The sequence below is a fragment of the Metabacillus arenae genome (assembly GCF_014773385.1).
Taxonomy (GTDB): Bacteria; Bacillota; Bacilli; order Bacillales; family Bacillaceae; genus Metabacillus_D; species Metabacillus_D arenae.
The window spans coordinates 16,248-33,686 of sequence record NZ_JACXAI010000003.1 but is presented as its reverse complement, the minus strand read 5'-3'; the positions used below and the strand labels follow the sequence as shown (position 1 = coordinate 33,686).

The 17,439-nt window shown below is 39.0% G+C and carries 9 protein-coding genes; 3 read left to right on the top strand and 6 right to left on the bottom strand.

The genetic code is table 11. The annotated features are described in order from the left end of the window. Nucleotides 1-162 precede the first annotated feature (162 nt). The 3 genes from IC621_RS03455 to IC621_RS03445 form a co-directional block, all read right to left on the bottom strand. Complete coding sequence (locus IC621_RS03455) at nucleotides 163-1,359, bottom strand: ROK family transcriptional regulator (protein ID WP_191155776.1); 1,197 nt, start codon at nucleotides 1,357-1,359, stop codon at nucleotides 163-165. A gap of 648 nt (nucleotides 1,360-2,007) precedes the next feature. Then, nucleotides 2,008-2,880 (bottom strand): peptidylprolyl isomerase, encoded by an 873-nt coding sequence (locus IC621_RS03450; RefSeq protein ID WP_191155774.1) that lies wholly within the window; start codon nucleotides 2,878-2,880, stop codon nucleotides 2,008-2,010. Nucleotides 2,881-3,344: 464 nt separating this feature from the next. Continuing rightward, entirely contained in the window at nucleotides 3,345-6,074 is a 2,730-nt protein-coding gene (locus tag IC621_RS03445; protein ID WP_224752290.1) for a glycoside hydrolase family 31 protein, read from the bottom strand. A 708-nt stretch (nucleotides 6,075-6,782) separates the two neighbouring features. Here IC621_RS03445 and IC621_RS03440 point away from each other — a divergent pair. From IC621_RS03440 to IC621_RS03430, 3 genes are all read left to right on the top strand, one after another. Further along, nucleotides 6,783-8,573, top strand: a complete 1,791-nt coding sequence (locus tag IC621_RS03440) for a cache domain-containing sensor histidine kinase (protein WP_191155772.1) — start codon at nucleotides 6,783-6,785, stop codon at nucleotides 8,571-8,573. A gap of 24 nt (nucleotides 8,574-8,597) precedes the next feature. Continuing rightward, entirely contained in the window at nucleotides 8,598-10,160 is a 1,563-nt protein-coding gene (locus IC621_RS03435) for a response regulator transcription factor (RefSeq protein WP_191155770.1), read from the top strand. A gap of 84 nt (nucleotides 10,161-10,244) precedes the next feature. Beyond that, nucleotides 10,245-11,483, top strand: coding sequence for an extracellular solute-binding protein (locus tag IC621_RS03430; RefSeq protein ID WP_191155768.1), 1,239 nt, complete (start codon nucleotides 10,245-10,247; stop codon nucleotides 11,481-11,483). Nucleotides 11,484-11,837: 354 nt separating this feature from the next. On the opposite strand, the gene IC621_RS03425 is transcribed toward IC621_RS03430, so the two are convergent. The 3 genes from IC621_RS03425 to IC621_RS03415 all read right to left on the bottom strand — a co-directional run bounded on the left by IC621_RS03425 (nucleotide 11,838) and on the right by IC621_RS03415 (nucleotide 17,417). Continuing rightward, a complete protein-coding gene (locus IC621_RS03425) occupies nucleotides 11,838-14,597 on the bottom strand; it encodes a carbohydrate-binding protein (RefSeq protein ID WP_191155766.1) in 2,760 nt (919 codons plus the stop codon). An 816-nt stretch (nucleotides 14,598-15,413) separates the two neighbouring features. Next, nucleotides 15,414-16,367: an ABC transporter permease gene (locus IC621_RS03420; RefSeq protein WP_396652969.1), complete on the bottom strand. Its 954-nt coding sequence runs from the start codon at nucleotides 16,365-16,367 to the stop codon at nucleotides 15,414-15,416. A gap of 6 nt (nucleotides 16,368-16,373) precedes the next feature. Next, nucleotides 16,374-17,417, bottom strand: a complete 1,044-nt coding sequence (locus IC621_RS03415; RefSeq protein WP_191156115.1) for an ABC transporter permease — start codon at nucleotides 17,415-17,417, stop codon at nucleotides 16,374-16,376. Nucleotides 17,418-17,439: the final 22 nt, after the last annotated feature.

Below are 17,439 nucleotides of genomic sequence, written 5' to 3'. Positions count from 1 at the left end.
TACCCTCCCTGTTTGTTTTTGGTAAATTAAAAACTGCCTTCTAAAATAAGTAAATGAACACCTCCTTTAATGAAAGCGCAGTCATTTTCATTTATTCTAGAGATACTTTATTCAGTGAAAAAAGTATCTATTCCAAAGGATACAATAAAGCTTTTTCCTTTTTTATTTGTAAATAGGGACTTTAAATAAATGACTCACAACTAATGCACATGCCCCAATCAACCAAACATCATCACCAAGCTGTGAAATCTTGAACTGAAGTTTGCGAGGATGCTTTACGAAAAAGTGGACAGCCAGCTCCTTTTGAAGTCCTTTTAGCAGAAAATTTTCTTCTCTCAATCCTTCCCCTCCTAAAATGACGGCTTCTGGATTAAATAGATGGACCATGTTTTTAATACCTAAGGCTAAATTTTCTCCTTGCTTCACTAACAGTTCCTGTGCATATTTATCTCCTCTTTGAGCCGCCATAACGATACACTCCGGTGTAATAGGAGTAAACGATTCTAACAATGTAGGAACACCAATCGAGACCATACGCTCAGCCTCATGTACAAGGTAAGTATCAGAAGCATATAACTCTAAACAACCTCGCTGTCCGCAATAACAGAGGCGGTCTCCCTGATAAATAGTAATATGCCCCAGCTCTCCTGCTCCCCCGAAGTCTCCTCGAAACAACATATTATCAATGACAATTCCTGATCCTACACCGGCTCCTACTGTAACTCCAATGAAATTTCTATATTCTCTTCCAATGCCTACCCACTTCTCTGCAAGCGCAAATACATTTGCATCATTGTCGATAAACAAAGGAACGTCAAAGTGCCTGCCAATAGGCTTCAAATCTCCATGATCCACCTTTAATATTGGCGAATAGATAACTTCATTACTTTCTTGATCTACTAACCCCGGAGTAGCAATCCCAATGCCTACAATTTTGGAAACGCATTCATTTTGTTTGATAAAAGAATCAAGTTTTTCTATAATAATCGCTGCTAATTGGTTTTCTCCTGTTAGAGAGTACGAAAATTGATTTTTGTGTAAGATCTTTCCTTCCAAGTTAGATAAGCACATCTTCACTTGTTGTTTCTCTATTTTTAGACCAACAATAATACCAAAATCTCCGTTGAATTTTAAAAGCACGGGTTTCCTTCCACCATGTGATTCTCCAGTGCCAATTTCAGAGACAAGATTTTCCTTAATAAGATCATCTATAATATTAGTAATGGTTGATAAACCCAATCCGGTTTCTTTGGCAATATCAGTACGTGAGATATTTCCCTGAATGCGTACCATATTAATCACTAAGGAACGATTCAAATCTTTTATTAGCTCCTTATTTCCTTTTCTAAGTAAGTTCATTACACACGTCTCCTATGCAACATTTCATTATGTAAAATTTAGCATAATTCATTCAGTGAAGCAAGATAAATTTCAGATAATTCAAAAATATTATCTATAGTGTCATACTGCCCTAATTCTTCAAAATGGGTGTTGGCATTTGCTTATTCTCAAGTCGATACCACTTATGATAGGTTTAGGTTATCACCAGCTAGTTTTAAAAATTCATTAATTAACCTTGCTTGATTACGAGATTCTGTTTCATTATCCCAATCAATCGCTTCCGTTAATAAATTGGAAATATAGAATTAAAAGTTTTCTTTGAAAGCGATAAAGAAATTTATTTACAATCAGAAAAAGGAACAAAATTGATGAAACCAGAACCAGAATTTTTTGAACTTTTAAACTAGTAGACTTATTTAAATACATAACAGGACCTCCCTTTTCGGAAGTCCTGTTCTTGAAATAAAATCAATAATAAGCTTTTAACAGAGCCAACAATTGAACGGATTATTGATCGAATTAAACGGATTAATATCTGGATTGGCCGAATAATCAATCGAAAACCAAAGATCTACCGAATAACCCAATTTAAAGTTCAGCTGTCAATTCTTTATACTATTTTAAACTTATATCAATGTTCAGTCATTAAATATAGCTAGGCATTGCTTATTTCATTCCAGTTTGTGGTTGCTTCGCTAATGCATCTTTTAAATCCTTATCTTTGATGTTAATATCAGCTTCTTCATGCAGCTGGGAAATCAATGTGTCAATTGGCTTAGCTTTTGAGAATTTTAGTTCTTTTTCAATTGTATCTTTCATGTCCTTTAACGCGTTTGTTTTCTTATCCGTTACTTTAATAATGTGATAACCATGTTGTGTTTTTACAGGATTACTGATTTCATTGACTTTCATTGAAAATACGACTTTATCGAATTCAGGAACCATGGACTCTTTTCTAAAATATCCAAGGTCACCCCCTCTGTCTTTCGAACCAGGATCGATTGAATACTCGCGGGCGAGTTGAGAAAAATCTTCGCTTTTTTCAAGCTTTGCCTTCACTTCTGTTGCTGTTTTTTCATCTTTGACAAGAATGTGACTTGCTTTTATTTCTTCCTTATATTTTTCATCAAATGCTTTTTTAATTTCTTCTTCGGAAACTTTCACACCGTCTGTTGCAGCTTTTTCAAATAGCAACTCTTGTTTAATCATTTTTTCAAATTCATTTTCACCTTTAATTCCCTTTTGTTCAAGAGCCTGATCCAAGCTTTCTTTCCCACCAAACTGCTTCTCATAATCCTTTATTTTCGCATCAATTTCTTTATCTGACACTTTATATTTTTTTTCAAGCAGCATTGTATCAATCATTTGTTTTAATACTTGATCGCCTGCTTGAGTTTTTAATTGGGAATAAAACTCATCCTTCGTTATCTCACCAGCTTGAGATTGAACAATTATTTCTTCTGAATTGACACCCGGGTTGCATGCAGAGAGGGAAAGTACCCCAACCGATATCCCAAAGAAAATGACCCATTTTTTCATCAAAAAACACTCCTACTATATTTAATAATTTTGGAAATGTCTATCTACTTTTTAATTTAGATAATCAGATTTAAATACGATAAGTGCATCACTTATTTTCATGCGTTCATTAATAAACTTTTATCAAGATCTCTATAAAAACACCATTTTATCCCATTTGCCAGCAACTTTAATAAGTGTTTAATCGTCTGCAGCCAGGTAGGGCTATTGACGATTTTCTCCTAATTAAGCTACGGTCTCATTGTTTTCTAATTTAATAGGTTATGAAATTAAAAATTCCAATCAAAAAAACTACTAATTGATTCAGATGAGAAAAAACTGAAACAACTTCTGCAATTTTTCTGGTCTTATTGGATTCTATATTGAAACTATAAACACGGACCTTTTTCATCAAGTTGTCATTCTCATCGATTCGATTCGTATTAAGAAGGAACTAACTTTCAGTTAGTCCCTTTTAAATATTACTAATTATTTACTTTCACATTCGCCTCTAATTTGATACCCAAGCCCTTGTTATAACGAATTTGAACTTCTTTCTTCTCGTCAGCAGGGATGCTTACATAAAGGACTTTCTCTTTTGAATCATAGAAGAACGTATTTGTTTTTCCTTCTGTTTCCTTAACTGATCCTACCTCTTTGTACTTATTTTTTCCGGCTCGAATTCTAGATGGTTTTTCTGCATTGTTTAATTTCAACGTGTATTGCTCTAATTTAGATTCTTCATAGTTGGTAACTTCTTGTTTTTGTTTGAATGTTATTTTATTTGATTTCCGTTCTACATCAAATTTTGTTATGTTGTATTCGCCTTTAGTGTAATCCTCTGTTTTTGCGTCATCCTCATAGAAGCTGTAAGAAGCTTCGTCGTTAAGATACGTATCGAGAGTAAGATTTTTCAGCTCTTTCTCTCCAGTATATTGTTGAACTTCACGACGTGGAATGATCGAGTCTTGTTTCACGTAAATCGGAAGAGTTGCAAGATCTGCTTCTTTATGGATCGTTTGGCCGCCTTCAAGCTCTTCGCCTGTCCAGTAGTCTACCCAATTTGCTCCGGCTGGAAGATACACATCGCGAGAAGTCGCCCCTTCGTGAACTACCGGTGCCATCATAAGAGAATCGCCAAACATGAATTGATCTTGGATATTATGTGTTTTCTCATCCTCTTGGAATTGGTACACGAGCGGTTGCTGGATGAGCCTTCCTTCTTTATGGGCATCTTTGAACGCATTGTAAAGGTAAGGCATAAGTTCATATCGCAAAGATATGTACTTGCGGCTGATATCCTCAACTTCCTTGCCAAATTGCCATGGCTCTTGTCTGCCCCATTTTAAACTACCATTAGCATCTGTTTCCATTGGACTCTTTCCGTCATTATTGTAATGGTCGCGGGAGAACGGATAGAAGGCGCCGACCTCAATCCAGCGAGCGAACAATTCCGGTGTAGCTACAACACCTTCGTGAGGTTTTTTTGCAAAGCCGCCGATGTCGTTTCCGACCATCGCGAAACCTGTCAACCCGACATTTGCATTTTGGAAAATCGAAATTCTGAGCATTTCCCATTGGCTCCAGTTATCGCCGGTCCATGTTGCTGTTGCGTAACGCTGAGTGCCTGTAAACGAAGCGCGTGTCAAAACAAACGGTCGCTCGTTTGGTTTTAGTGTTTTGAAGGCTTGATCTGTCGATTGGTTCTCAAGGTGAGCGTAAATATTGTGAGCTTCTTCATGTGTCATTTTTCCGCCGTCGTCTGTTTCGAAAACAGTATCGAGCGGCAGCGACCAATAGTCTTTCGTACTAAAATTAGCCGGTTCATTCATATCGTTCCATATGCCGTCAATGCCTTTATCAAACATCGTTTTATGCCAACTCGCCCACCAATCGCGAGTTTCTTGCTTCAAGAAGTTTGGAAACACGGATTTAGATGGAACGCCCCATGGCCAAACTTTGCCCAAATAAGGGGTACCGTCTGGATTTTTAGCCCAAAGATCTTTCTCTGTCCCTTCCGTATAAGGCAGATATTCCGATTGGCCCGGATCCGGTACGCGCATTGCTGGATCAACAATTGCGACCGTATGGTAATTCTGACCTTCCAGCATTTTGTTCAAGCCGTCTGGATCAGGGAATTTATCTCCGAAGAAGAAGGTTTTATAATCATCCATCCATTCGATATCGTACCACATACCATCCGCTGGAATTTTCTTTTCACGGTAGATTTTGGATACTTCCTCAAGATCCTTCTGATGATAACCCCAAGCCGCTTGATGGAAACCCATCGCCCACTTCGGAGGCATTTGCATCTTGCCTGTCAAATCTGTATAACGGTCAACAACGTCTTCGATCTGCGGGCCGTTAATGAAATAGTAGGTCAGCTTTCCACCATCGGCGTGGAAGTAGTAGTAATCGTCGCTTTCAGCCGCCATATTGTAGTAAGAACGGTAAGTGTTATCGAATAAAATACCGTATGACTTTGTTCCTTTCAACCCGATAAAGAACGGAACAGAGGAGAAAGTGTATTTGGAAATTGGTTGTCCTAAATTCTCGCGGTTCCAAACACCGATTTCCTTCCCGCGATGATTCAAGCCGGTTGTTTTTTGTCCGAATCCGTAAAAATCTTCGTCTTTATTGGTTTTCTTGAACACGTATGGCTTACCGTTCTCGTATCCGACGCCTTGCTCCGCGTCCTCGTTGATGACGTTCCCGTCTTCATCCATATATTTAATTCCAAACGGGTTTTTTTTGATTTCAACTGTTAAGCTGTCGGTAGTAATGATGATTTTTTTATTGTCTTCTTTTACTTTGAATTTTTTTGGCGAATCCCAATTGGTTTTTGCGATACCTACAGAAGTATACTCTTTCTCGCCTTTTTTAAGGATCGACACTTTTGAAATATCGGAAGACAGCAAGCGGATATAGGCTTCCATTTCTCCCAAGTTTAGCTTAACACCGTTTTCCAATTTTTTAACATCTAGCACCGTCATCGGTTTTTGCAGATTGTTTTTATCCAAAGATCTTTCCGGATGCACATGCTGAACGTTGCCGTTCTCATCGACCATCTTGCCTTCCCACATTTGGGCCCCTGGGGGAGCAACATACTCTGCAGCTTTGGAAATTTGAGGAGCAACAGTTCCAATAGCCACTACAGTAGCTGCAAGTAACATAGATGCATATTTCTTGTTTAATTTTTTCTTTTTTAATTTCATCGTTTTCTCCTTCTTGAATTAAATTAAAAAATGATAATTCCTAAACCTATAACTTCTTCATATAAACTTATTTTCTTGGTTGCATCTCCCTTCTTTATTTTTTTCCACCAAACACTGCCCCATTTTCCCGGGCTTATTATCAAGTTAGCAACTAAGTTCTGTCTGAACAATCGGGAAAAAATCCTACGGCGGTTTGAATACGCTCCCATTTGTAATAATATTGCTTGCAAAGTAAACTTGAAATCGTGCTGAAATAGCGTCATTCGTGATTTAGAATTATCTTAAATATTCCTTTTTCGTAATGATCGGATCATTATTAATTTTCAATCAATGATCAGATATTTTTATAAAATATAGGATGAGAGAACTAAAGGACTTTTCTCATTACCTGCTTCCCTGCTGGATCGTCAACTATTTATTTTTCTTGTATTACTTAAAAAAAGACACTTAAACAAGCCTTTTTTCCATATTAAGCATTTATTTTAAAATTATGGATTTTATTAAATTCCTTTTTTCGGAAATTAGCAGAGGGTAAATTATTTCGCTCTTTATTCAAAATAATACACCTTCACATTTTGCAAAGAGAAAAGATGGTAAGTTATCTATAAAATAAAAGGAAGAGCGTTCTATTTCCAAATCCTTCATTGGTAAAATCCATCCCTGAAGCTGTACTATAATAAGAGGAAGAAACAAATAAGGCGGGGTATTATGGGAATGAAATTTTTATCACTCAGAAGCTTTTCAACCAAAATCACTGTGGCCTTTCTGCTTGTGATATTTATTTCGACACTTTCTACGGCTTTGTCCTACTACATAGAATCTAATTCAATCTTGAAGAAAAATGTGCGGGAGTCCACCGTTCAAATCGCCAAGCAAACTGCAGAATCGCTCTCCTTCATATTGGACGGCGGGGTCGACACCTCCGATTTTATTAGCAGCGACACGAATATTCAACGTGCTGCTTTACAAACGAATAATATAACAGCGAATGAACAGAGAAGGAATTCTCAATATATAAATACCTTACTGAATAATTCAGTCTATTCAAACTCCTTCGTCAAAATTGTTTATGTGTTGAAAGAGGAAGGAACCGGATGGGGCAGCGGTACTTTTGCCGAGACAAACCTCCACAAAATACGGCTTTCCGACCAGGAATGGGTGAAGGAGGCCAAACGAAAGGACGGAGCTTTAGTTTGGCAAGGGCTTCAGTACGACCTTTTCAACGGTGGCAGCGTCAATACAGACTTAGTTCTTCCCGTTAGCAGAGTGTTAAAAGATTTTGAAACAATGAGGAATATTGGACTAGTGCAGATTCATTTGGACGGACGGTCCATTCTTAACACGATTGAACACCTGAATCTAGGAAAGACTGGAAGGTTTTTCGTTGTCGATTTTGAAGGGAAAATTATGATTCATTCTAATCTCGATTTGATAAACAAAAAGGTGGAGAATTCCGATTTGTACAGGCATATTGTTAAAAACGATGCCGTTGAATTCGAGTTTGCTGCAAATGGGGTGCCTTATTACGGGGTGAAGCAGCCGCTGAGTAACGGCTGGATGCTTGTAGGTACCGTTCCAGTTCATGAAATTAGCGGCCAGTTGGACCGTCTCCAATCCTGGATATTTTTATCTTCTAGTGTCTTCTCCTTAATTGCAGTCGGATTCGGGCTTTTTATTGCCAGACGGGTAACCAAGCCTGTAAAACAACTTACCGGAAGCATGCTGCTTGTTCAACAAGGAGACCTAAAAGTAAGAACGGACATTAATTCCTCCGATGAGATCGGCTTTTTAAGCAAGCAGTTTAACGAAATGCTTCATAAAATCGAAAATTTAATGCATCAAGTGGAAAGTGAACAGAGTGAAAAGCATCACGCAGAGCTTCGGGCTGTTATTCACCGCGTTCATCCACACTTTCTCTATAATACGCTAACCACTCTCCGCTTGCTTATTGATTCAAATCAAAATGAGCGAGCTTCTCTAGTATTGTCAGCCCTGAATCATCTGTTGGAAGCGAATATGGGGAAAAGTGGAAACATTATAACGGTAGGAGAGGAACTGGACATTATCCGGAAGTATTTAGTTATTTTAGAGCTTCGCTACGAAAAAACATTCCATCTGGAGCTGGATATTGAACCGGGTACAGAAAAGATCCCCATCCCACGGATGCTCCTGCAGCCTGTGGTGGAAAATGCCATATTCCATGGCATCGTGCCCAAAAATACGGATGGTCGAATCTCGATTACGATCCATTTTCATAACGGAAATATAGAATTTCTTATTAAAGATGACGGTTTGGGTATCAAGAATGATAAGGTGAAGGAATTGAATGATCCAGAAACTGCCGTCGAAAAAGGAAATATCGGTATCGGGCTCCGCCATATCTTTGATACACTGCGGCTGTATTATGCTCAAAGTTGGGAATGGTCTATCGCAAGCGGGCCGGAGAAAGGGACTACAGTACGAATTTTGTTGAAAAAACTAGTGAAATCTGCCACTTAGAACTAGCGGAACAGGGGGAAAAACATGTATAGAGTTCTTATTGTAGATGACGAGCCTGTCATTCGTAAAGGAATCACTGCCTTTATTGATTGGGAAAAAGAAGGGGTAATGGTTGAAGACCAATATGCCAATGGCGCCGAAGCATTGACTGCTTTAGAGAAACGTTCCTATGATATTCTCATTACGGATATCAAAATGCCTTTGATAGGCGGCATTGAACTCATGCAGCAAGCACTAAAGCTTTATCCATGGCTTAAAGTGATCCTGATTAGTAATTACAGCGACTTTGAATATGTAAAAGAAGGTCTTAAGCTGGGCGCTGTCGATTATTTGTTAAAACTAACCTTGAAAAAGGATGACCTTCTCGCCATCCTTCGGCGGTGTATTTCCAAGCTTGAGGAAGAACGGAAAAATGATTCCGAACTGAACCATTACCAGCAAGGGGCCGTTTATCTGGCACGAAAAAATGTCGAACAGGAAATTAAAAGATTGATCGTACAAGAGCAAACCTCTCCTTTGTTAACCGAATGGGCACCGGAATGGTTGAAAAATCCATATGCTTGTGCCTATTTTATGTTGGATGGAGCAGAGGAATGGCGAGAAAATCACGGCTATCTGTATGTGCAGCTCCTTTTGGAGGAATGGCAGAAAAAGTTTTATATGCAAGTCAAGGAAGGAGCCGCACTGCTTGCGGCCGAAAGCGGCATGTTTCTAATTTTACCAAATCACGAGAGGGATGCGCAGAAGCTGCTTCTTCAGTGGAAGCAGTTATTAGAAAAAGAATGGCAGATTTCAACTTCTGCTGGCTTTGTGACAGAACAAGGTATAGACAGCATTGTCAAGGGATTTGCCGACAGCCGCTCGGCCTGTCAAAGAAGGTTTTTCGAAGGGCTAGGCGGCTTGTATTGTATGAAAAGTCCAGAAACCCATACAGAAAAAGAAGAACATATCGATTGGACCCCTTTCTTCGAAATGATCCGCAATGGTGATCCTGTTTCCACCGCAATTAAATTTGCGCTTGAACGCTGGAAAGACGGGTATCTGGACCCTGAACAAGTGAAACAAGAGGCGTGCAGCCTTCTCACAGGCGTTTACCATTTGCAAGCGGATTCTGGATCATTGCTTACTGAGCGGCATAATCTGCTTTGCCGGACAGAGACAATGGAACAAATGGTATCACTATTGATTAGTATGCTGGAAGAAATCAGGCTGCCCTTTATACCGAAACTGGAAGATAAAGGATACGATGAGCAACTGATCACCAAGGCACTTGAATATATAGCCGCCCATTATACCGAGAACTTGACACTTCAAAGTGTAGCGGATACCGTTCATCTAAGTAAAAGTTATTTCAGTCTCTATTTCAAAAAACAAACCGGTCGAAATTTTGTCGATTATTTAATCGAGCTGCGTATTAGGGAAGCGAAGCGGCTTTTAGTGAAGAATGAAAGCCGGATTTACGATATAGCCCTGGAATCGGGTTTTAAAGACGTCAAATATTTCAGCAAGGTGTTTAAGAAAGTAACCGGATTAACTCCGATGGGTTACAGGGAAAGACACCAGACGACAAGATCGTCTATTGATTAAGAAAGGAAGGTTTACGTAATGGATTGTCGGTGGGTATCCTTTTTACTGATCCTACTATTGCTGACCGGGTGTAGAAGTCCGTCTATGATATCTGATCCAAAGAAGGTTCAAACACTACAGGATCATAAAAAATCCGTCATTACTTTTTGGCACACATACAACGAAAAAGAAACAAGGTTACTGGAGCAAGTGTTGATTCCTGCTTTTGAGCGTGAGAACCCAAACATTGAGGTAGAGTCCATTGACCTATCTTTTAATAACGAATTAAAGAACACCTTGATCGCTCGTACCTCTTCCAAGCGTGGTCCAGATGTGGTACGGCTAAGTATCGCCTGGGTTCCCGAGTTTTCATATAAAGGGCTTCTTGAACCGTTAAACAGGTTCAGTGATTTCGAAAATATCCGGACCAGGTTTAACCCAAAAGGAATAAATGTAGGATTCTATAAAAATAATTATTATTCTTTGCCGCTTAACATCTACACAAAGGCTGCTATTTTTAACCGAAAACTTCTGAAGCGTGCGGGCTATTCCAAGCCTCCAAGTACAATGGGCGAAGTTCTGGAGCTTGCAAGGCGCTATCAATATACTATTGGACTCAGGGGTTTAGGACCATGGGATACTATTCCATACATTTATAGTCTTGGGGGATCCTTTATTGACGAGAATTCCAACAAAGCTTCTGGATTTTTAAATAGTGACGAAACCATAGATGCTGTGGAGCAGTTAACAGCTCTTTATAAGGAAAATCTCATTGATCTTCCGAAAGACAAGCTAGGCGCAGTTGAAAATTGGGAACGGGTTAAGACTGGAAATATTCTTATGACAGACGATGGTCCTTGGTTCTATGGTTTATTAAATGAATCAGAATTTAATAGTGCCCTAAAGCTAACCATTCCAGTACCATTTCCACAAAATAATGGTCCTGCTTCGATAATTGGCGGAGAAAATCTGGTCATTATGAAGGGGAGTAAAAGGAAAGCTGAGGCATGGACGTTTATGAAATGGATGACAGGCAAGAAAGCTCAGTTACTCTTGGAGCATACCGGATTGGTACCGACCAACCTGGAGGCGGTCAAAGCTTCGACAATAACTAGAGATTCTTACCTCTATCCTTATGTAACAGATGCGAAGAATGCAACACTGCTCCCTTTAGTTAAGAACTGGAGTAAAATTGATGAAGTGTATATAAAGTATATGAATAAAATATTTGAGGGTGAATTGTCGGCTAAGGATGGTTTGGACCGTGCGGCTGCCGAAATAGACAGGCTCTTAGCTGACCCGCTTTTGATCACAAATAAAACAAAAAGAGACAACTCCTATTAAGTGAAAGCAAAAATAAGAGGTTCCATTGCACGCATTAACTTTTATTTCTGTAACACATATTCTCTATTCAATGTTCGTAAAAGCTGCAATTCAGCGCTTCAATTTTAAGAGTCACAATCCCCTTAGAAGTTTGTTAAGTTAAGCAATGTATCAGCAGATCGACCGCTTTCATGTTTATAGGTTGACCGGCATCTTCATATAAGGTAAAGCTTGATGCTTCTCCTTTTGTTTTGGATAGACTTTTAATAATATCCATACTTGGATCAGATTTCAGGCGCATGTGGGAAAATTGAAAATCCCGCTGCTAAAGCAGTGGGATTTTCAATTTTTTATTATACTGTTTCTCAAAAAGTCTTAATTCTTCTCCAGCCAAACTTTATCGATGTGCAGCCAGGCGTTTGGATTGCCCTCTGCATATACTCCGATTTTAACCACTTCATCTTGTGTAAGGCTGATGTTATCAATGGTTACCTCAGTCCAATTCGAATTATCGGGGAAGAGGATGTTTTTGTATTTCTGTCCGCCTTTATTAATATATAGACCAGCAGTATCAAAAGAACCGCTGCGGCGAATTTTAGCTTTAAGCGTATATGTTCCCTTTTGTAATGATTCATATCGGAACAAATCTGAAGTAAATTTTGACGAACTTGTAATGTCGGCATAAGCGTTGTTGTTGTCATAATTGATTTTGGTCAAAGCCATATCAGATCTTGTCCATCCCCGGAAACCATCCTGAAAACTGCCATTTTGCAATGATACTCTGGTAACTTTTACATCATCTACCTGAAGAGACGTTTCGCCTGGTGAATCTACATAGAATCCAACATCTATTTTGCCATTTGTCACAGTTACCTTAGCGGAAACATCTTGATATCCTGAAGTGTTTGGTATGTTTGCGTAAACATCGGAACTGCCGTGCTGAGTTACTTCCATTCTGGCCGTAGCAGGACGGGTACCTTGACGTTTCACTTTAGCGGAAACATAATAAGTTCCGTCGTCTAAACCAGTTATGGTTTGATGTAAGCTTTGCTTGTAAGCTGAAGGAGAATAGAAAAACAGTTTGTTTTTTCCGCTCTGCACATCATTGGAATCCACGCCATATGCCGCTGTTTGCCCACTTGGATGCCATTGTGTCCAACCTCTAATATCACCGGTTTCAAAACCATAATTTTGGGCTAAATTCCCCCAATGAGGAGTAAACTCAATATAATCGAGATTAAATGCTCCTGAGTCAGAAGGGGTACGTTCGATTGTAATCAAGTTTAATCCTTTCGTTAATTTTAATTCAACATTTTTATTTCCCCAAGAGCTCCAGTTTGAAGTTGCTGGTAATGCAACAGATGTATTGTCTGTAATTGTTTTATTGTATCCGTCTTTCGCATAAACTGTAGCAGAACTTTCTCCACCCGTTCCATTGGCATATTTAAAGTTGAACCAATAAGATCCGGCCTCAGGAGCCTCCACAGCAAACACTACTTTTGGTCCCGTATTGTTAGGTACTGAAGAAGCTTCAAATTTATCAACAAAACCAAAACCCGAATATCCCGCATGGTTATTATTAAATTTCGTTCCGATCCAAGATGCCCCTTCCGCTTCATATTTTCTGCTGTTGCGAGGTATCACTTTCAGTAATTTAACGTCGTGCGGCTCTATATCGGCAGAGTAGTTTGTCATATATCCTAGATCTTCGTGTGCCCATAGATCACGCACTTCAGCTTCTCCGGTTAATCCTAATTCACTGATGAAATCAATGCTTTTGGTTGCGTTTTGATCAGATCGGTTAAATAAACCAACAATCCATTCGCCGTTTGGCAGTTGACCGGCCCAGCGCTCAGTATCACGGCTTGTTCCTTCTTCATATCCTTCACCAGGATAAAAAGGATTAGCATTCTTGTATATGGGCTTTGCCACAAGTCCAAGTTTATTCAGATCAATAATCTCAGAATTCTGATAAAAACGCTCATTGTTTGATCCTGTGTTGTTCATGGTGTCATATTGGTCAGCAATGGCTATAGGTGACCCTCCCAACGTATATAGAGAAATTGTTGATCTTCTTTCATTATCATTTATAGCTGCTGATCCATACCTGTTCATCCTGATGAAGTCAGCATCAAGAATCATTTGACCGCGTCCTCCAATATCAGAGAAACCGGTTAGACCTTGGAACGGATTTTTCCATTGAGACCATGCATCTTGCCATGTTTGACTGCGTCCACTAACATGATCCCAACCTCCATTAAACACATCTTCATCAATGCGAACCATATCACCAAACTTTAATTCTACTTCACCATGATTCTGTAAGTACGGCATGACCAGGCTAACGGTTAAATCGTCACCTGCAGCTTCGTGTATCCAGCGGAGAGCCGTTTTGTATTCATTCCAATGAGCATTCCCCACTTTTTTATTTAAACCGCCATCCCGACCTGTTTGATACCATGACAAGAAATCAATTCTTAGAAAGCTAGCGCCGGCATCTTTAAAATACTGAACATATCCTTTAATATAATCTTCAGCGCCAGGCTTGTTTACATCCACCCAATAAAGTGAATTTTCTCCTTGATCAGTTACAAAGCGGTCTCCCGGCAATGTCACTCCATTCCAGTCTGTAGTGGTTGTTTCTGTGTTGACAATATCCCTGACTTTCATGTTCGGATTATTAATAACGGTTTTGGAGCTGTCATTTACAGCTGCTGGGGTGACCCAAAGTGGATTGTAATAAATACCGTACTTCAGTCCTTTACCTTTCACGTAGTCTCCCCATTCTTTCCATGTATACTGCCAATTATCATTATGTTTTAGTACATACCCATTCGGTGTTGTCTGAGTTGCTCCTTCAATCCATCCATCCAAACTAACCATGTCATATCCATAAGGAAGAAATTCTTCTGCGATCCAATCCACATTATTCTTCCATCGGTCTTCTGGAATAGCCTTATTAGTTGAATAAGGATTTTCATACGCCATCCAATACATGGGTCCAGATCCATTTCGGGTATATTTACTATCACGAGCAAAGACGGCGTCTACAGAATAAGCCATCATCACAGAAAACCAAACACAACAAATGAATAAAAATTTGTAGAGGAAATTACTTTTTAATTTATCTAACATTATGTTCACTCCTGTTACAATTTATTATTTCAGAATAGATATTTCGAAGATGAGAGGTAACAACCAGATGATTTGTATCACTTTTTATTCATGACAAAGGTATCAACTATATCAGCTTGTTCATTTTATTAATAACAAAAGAGGTAATTTTAAGTACTTTCATTTTGTTGATTGAGTTGTTACGAGATTTTATGGAATCTATCTGCTACGCTACAAAAAGTGCTATTTAAAAAGTGTATATAGGTCACGCCTCCTTTCATGAAAAGGATACTTTCCTTACTTTTTTCTTCGTTGAATGAACTAAGTGAACAAGCTTATAATTAGTAAGCGCTTTCAATTTGATTAATAAAGAAAGAGTTTGAACTGAATTGAGATGGCTGCTCGGAATCGTTAGCTGAGGAGAATTCATGTACCATTATTCATTATAAAAAATGAGGTTTTGCTGCTTTCTTGCTGGTGGAAATAATGGTTTTCTCGTTACTTTCTTCTCTGAATGAATTAATTGTACAAATTTTCTGTGAACTACAGCTATATTAGCAGAAACCTCTTACTTTATCAATCTCTTCTATAAAAATTAAGTGGTGAAATTTTAGACTGCGGTACCAAAACTTACTAGTATCACTCCTTCCTGTCTATGAACCATAATAAAAAGCAGGGATATCCCTGCTTAATTGACCTTGCTTATGGCAAATATCGTTTAACATACACCTTCGTCTCTAACGGAACTTCATATTAGGGTCTTCTTACCTTATTAATCGTCTGCTCAATACAGGTCTTTTATTATTTGTTAATAGATTCTTGGTATTCCTTTTCCAATTATCTTTTTCCCTTTATATAAGGTGCTCCTAAAGCTTTTGGTGCATCTGCACGGCCGATAAATCCTGTTAGAGCCAAGATCGTTAGCACATAAGGAGTGATAAGCAAATAAACTGAAGGTATATCTTCTAATACTGGGATAGATCCGCCAATGATACTTAAACCTTGTGCAAGACCAAAGAACAATGCCGCTCCCATCGCTCCGAGAGGATGCCATTTTCCGAAAATCATTGCAGCAAGCGCCATAAAGCCTTGGCCGCTTATCGTTGCATGGCCGAATTCCCTTGTAATAATCGTAGCGTAAACAGACCCGCCAAGCCCTGCAAATACTCCGCTTAAAACAACTCCAATATAACGCATTCTTGTTACATTTATCCCCATAGTATCTGCAGCCATCGGATGCTCGCCAACTGATCTTAATCGAAGTCCAAAAGGAGTTTTAAAAATCACATACCATACAATAACTGCAAAAAGAATAGCAATATATGAAGTTATATAGCCGCCTGAAAATAAAATCGGTCCTATAATTGGTATGTCACTTAAGAAAGGAACATCAAATTTATTAAAGCTTTCTGAAATCCGATCTGTTTGGCCTTTACCATAAATAATTTTCACTAGGAAAAGAGTTAAGCCAACAGCCAAAAAGTTAATAGCAACACCGCTGACAACTTGATCCGCACGAAAGCTGATAGTAGCAACCGCATGGAGAAGGGCAAAGACTCCCCCAGCCGCCATTGCAGCTATCATAGCCAGCCATAGTGTGGCATTTCCAAAAGCGTCCAAAAAAGTAAGGTTAAAGACAATACCAACAAATGCACCGATGACCATTAACCCTTCTAGTCCAATGTTAACAACACCTGATCGTTCGCTAAAAACTCCCCCTAAGGCAGTGAAAATAAGTGGAGCAGCTACAAAAAGTGCTGTAGGAACAATAATTTCTAAAGCTTGTAAAATGCTCACTTATTTCCCCTCCTTCTTAAAGCGCATCAGCGTCCAGCGGATAATATAGCCTGAAGCAATAAAAAATATAATTAACGCGATGACAATCTCTACAAGCTCATTCGGTACACCAGCTTCAGAAGGCATGTTCAAAGCACCGACCTTTAGTCCTCCAAAAAGAATCGCTGCGAAAATCACACCGATTGCCGTGTTACCTCCAAGTAAAGCAACAGCAATCCCATCGAATCCAATCCCGGTAAATCCACCTTTTAATGATGCATATTCAAAAGTTCCTAAGCCTTCCATTGCCCCAGCAATACCGGCGAAAGCACCAGAGATAACCATTGATAATATAATATTGCGATTTACATTCATTCCAGCGTAACTCGCAGCATCCTGGTTAAATCCAACAGCTCTTAATTCAAAGCCTTTTGACGTTTTTTCAAGTAAAAACCACATAATAAACGCTGTGATTAACGCAATAAAAATACCATTATGCATTCTTGAGTAATCCGTTATCGCCTCAAAAAAACCTGAACGAAGAGAGGCTGATTCAAAAATCTTATCCGTTTTCTCACTATTATCAGATAAAACATTGAGAATAAGAGCATTAGTGACATGAAGTGCAATATAATTCATCATGATCGTGACAATAACTTCATGGACTTTGAAACGCGCCTTCAATAATCCGGGAATAAATCCCCACAGGGCCCCTGCTAATGCGGCAGCGATGATAGCAAGCGGCAAATGAATAATCTTGGGTAGTTCAACAGCAACACCTACCCAAACAGCAGCTAACCAGCCAACAATGACCTGACCTTCTACCCCAATATTAAATAATCCTGTTCTAAATGCAAATGCAACGGCTAATCCAGAGAGAATATATGGTGTAACCTGCCTAATGGATTCCCCGATATAATAGCTTTCGCCAATTATCCCGAACAAAAGGGCATTATAGCCTGCAATTGGATCATATCCGCTGACGAGCATAATGAGAGCTCCGCAGATTAAACCTAATAGTACGGATACAACGGGGATAAGCATGCTTTTAAATAGACTGGTCATCATTTTGTCGATTCTAAAGGAG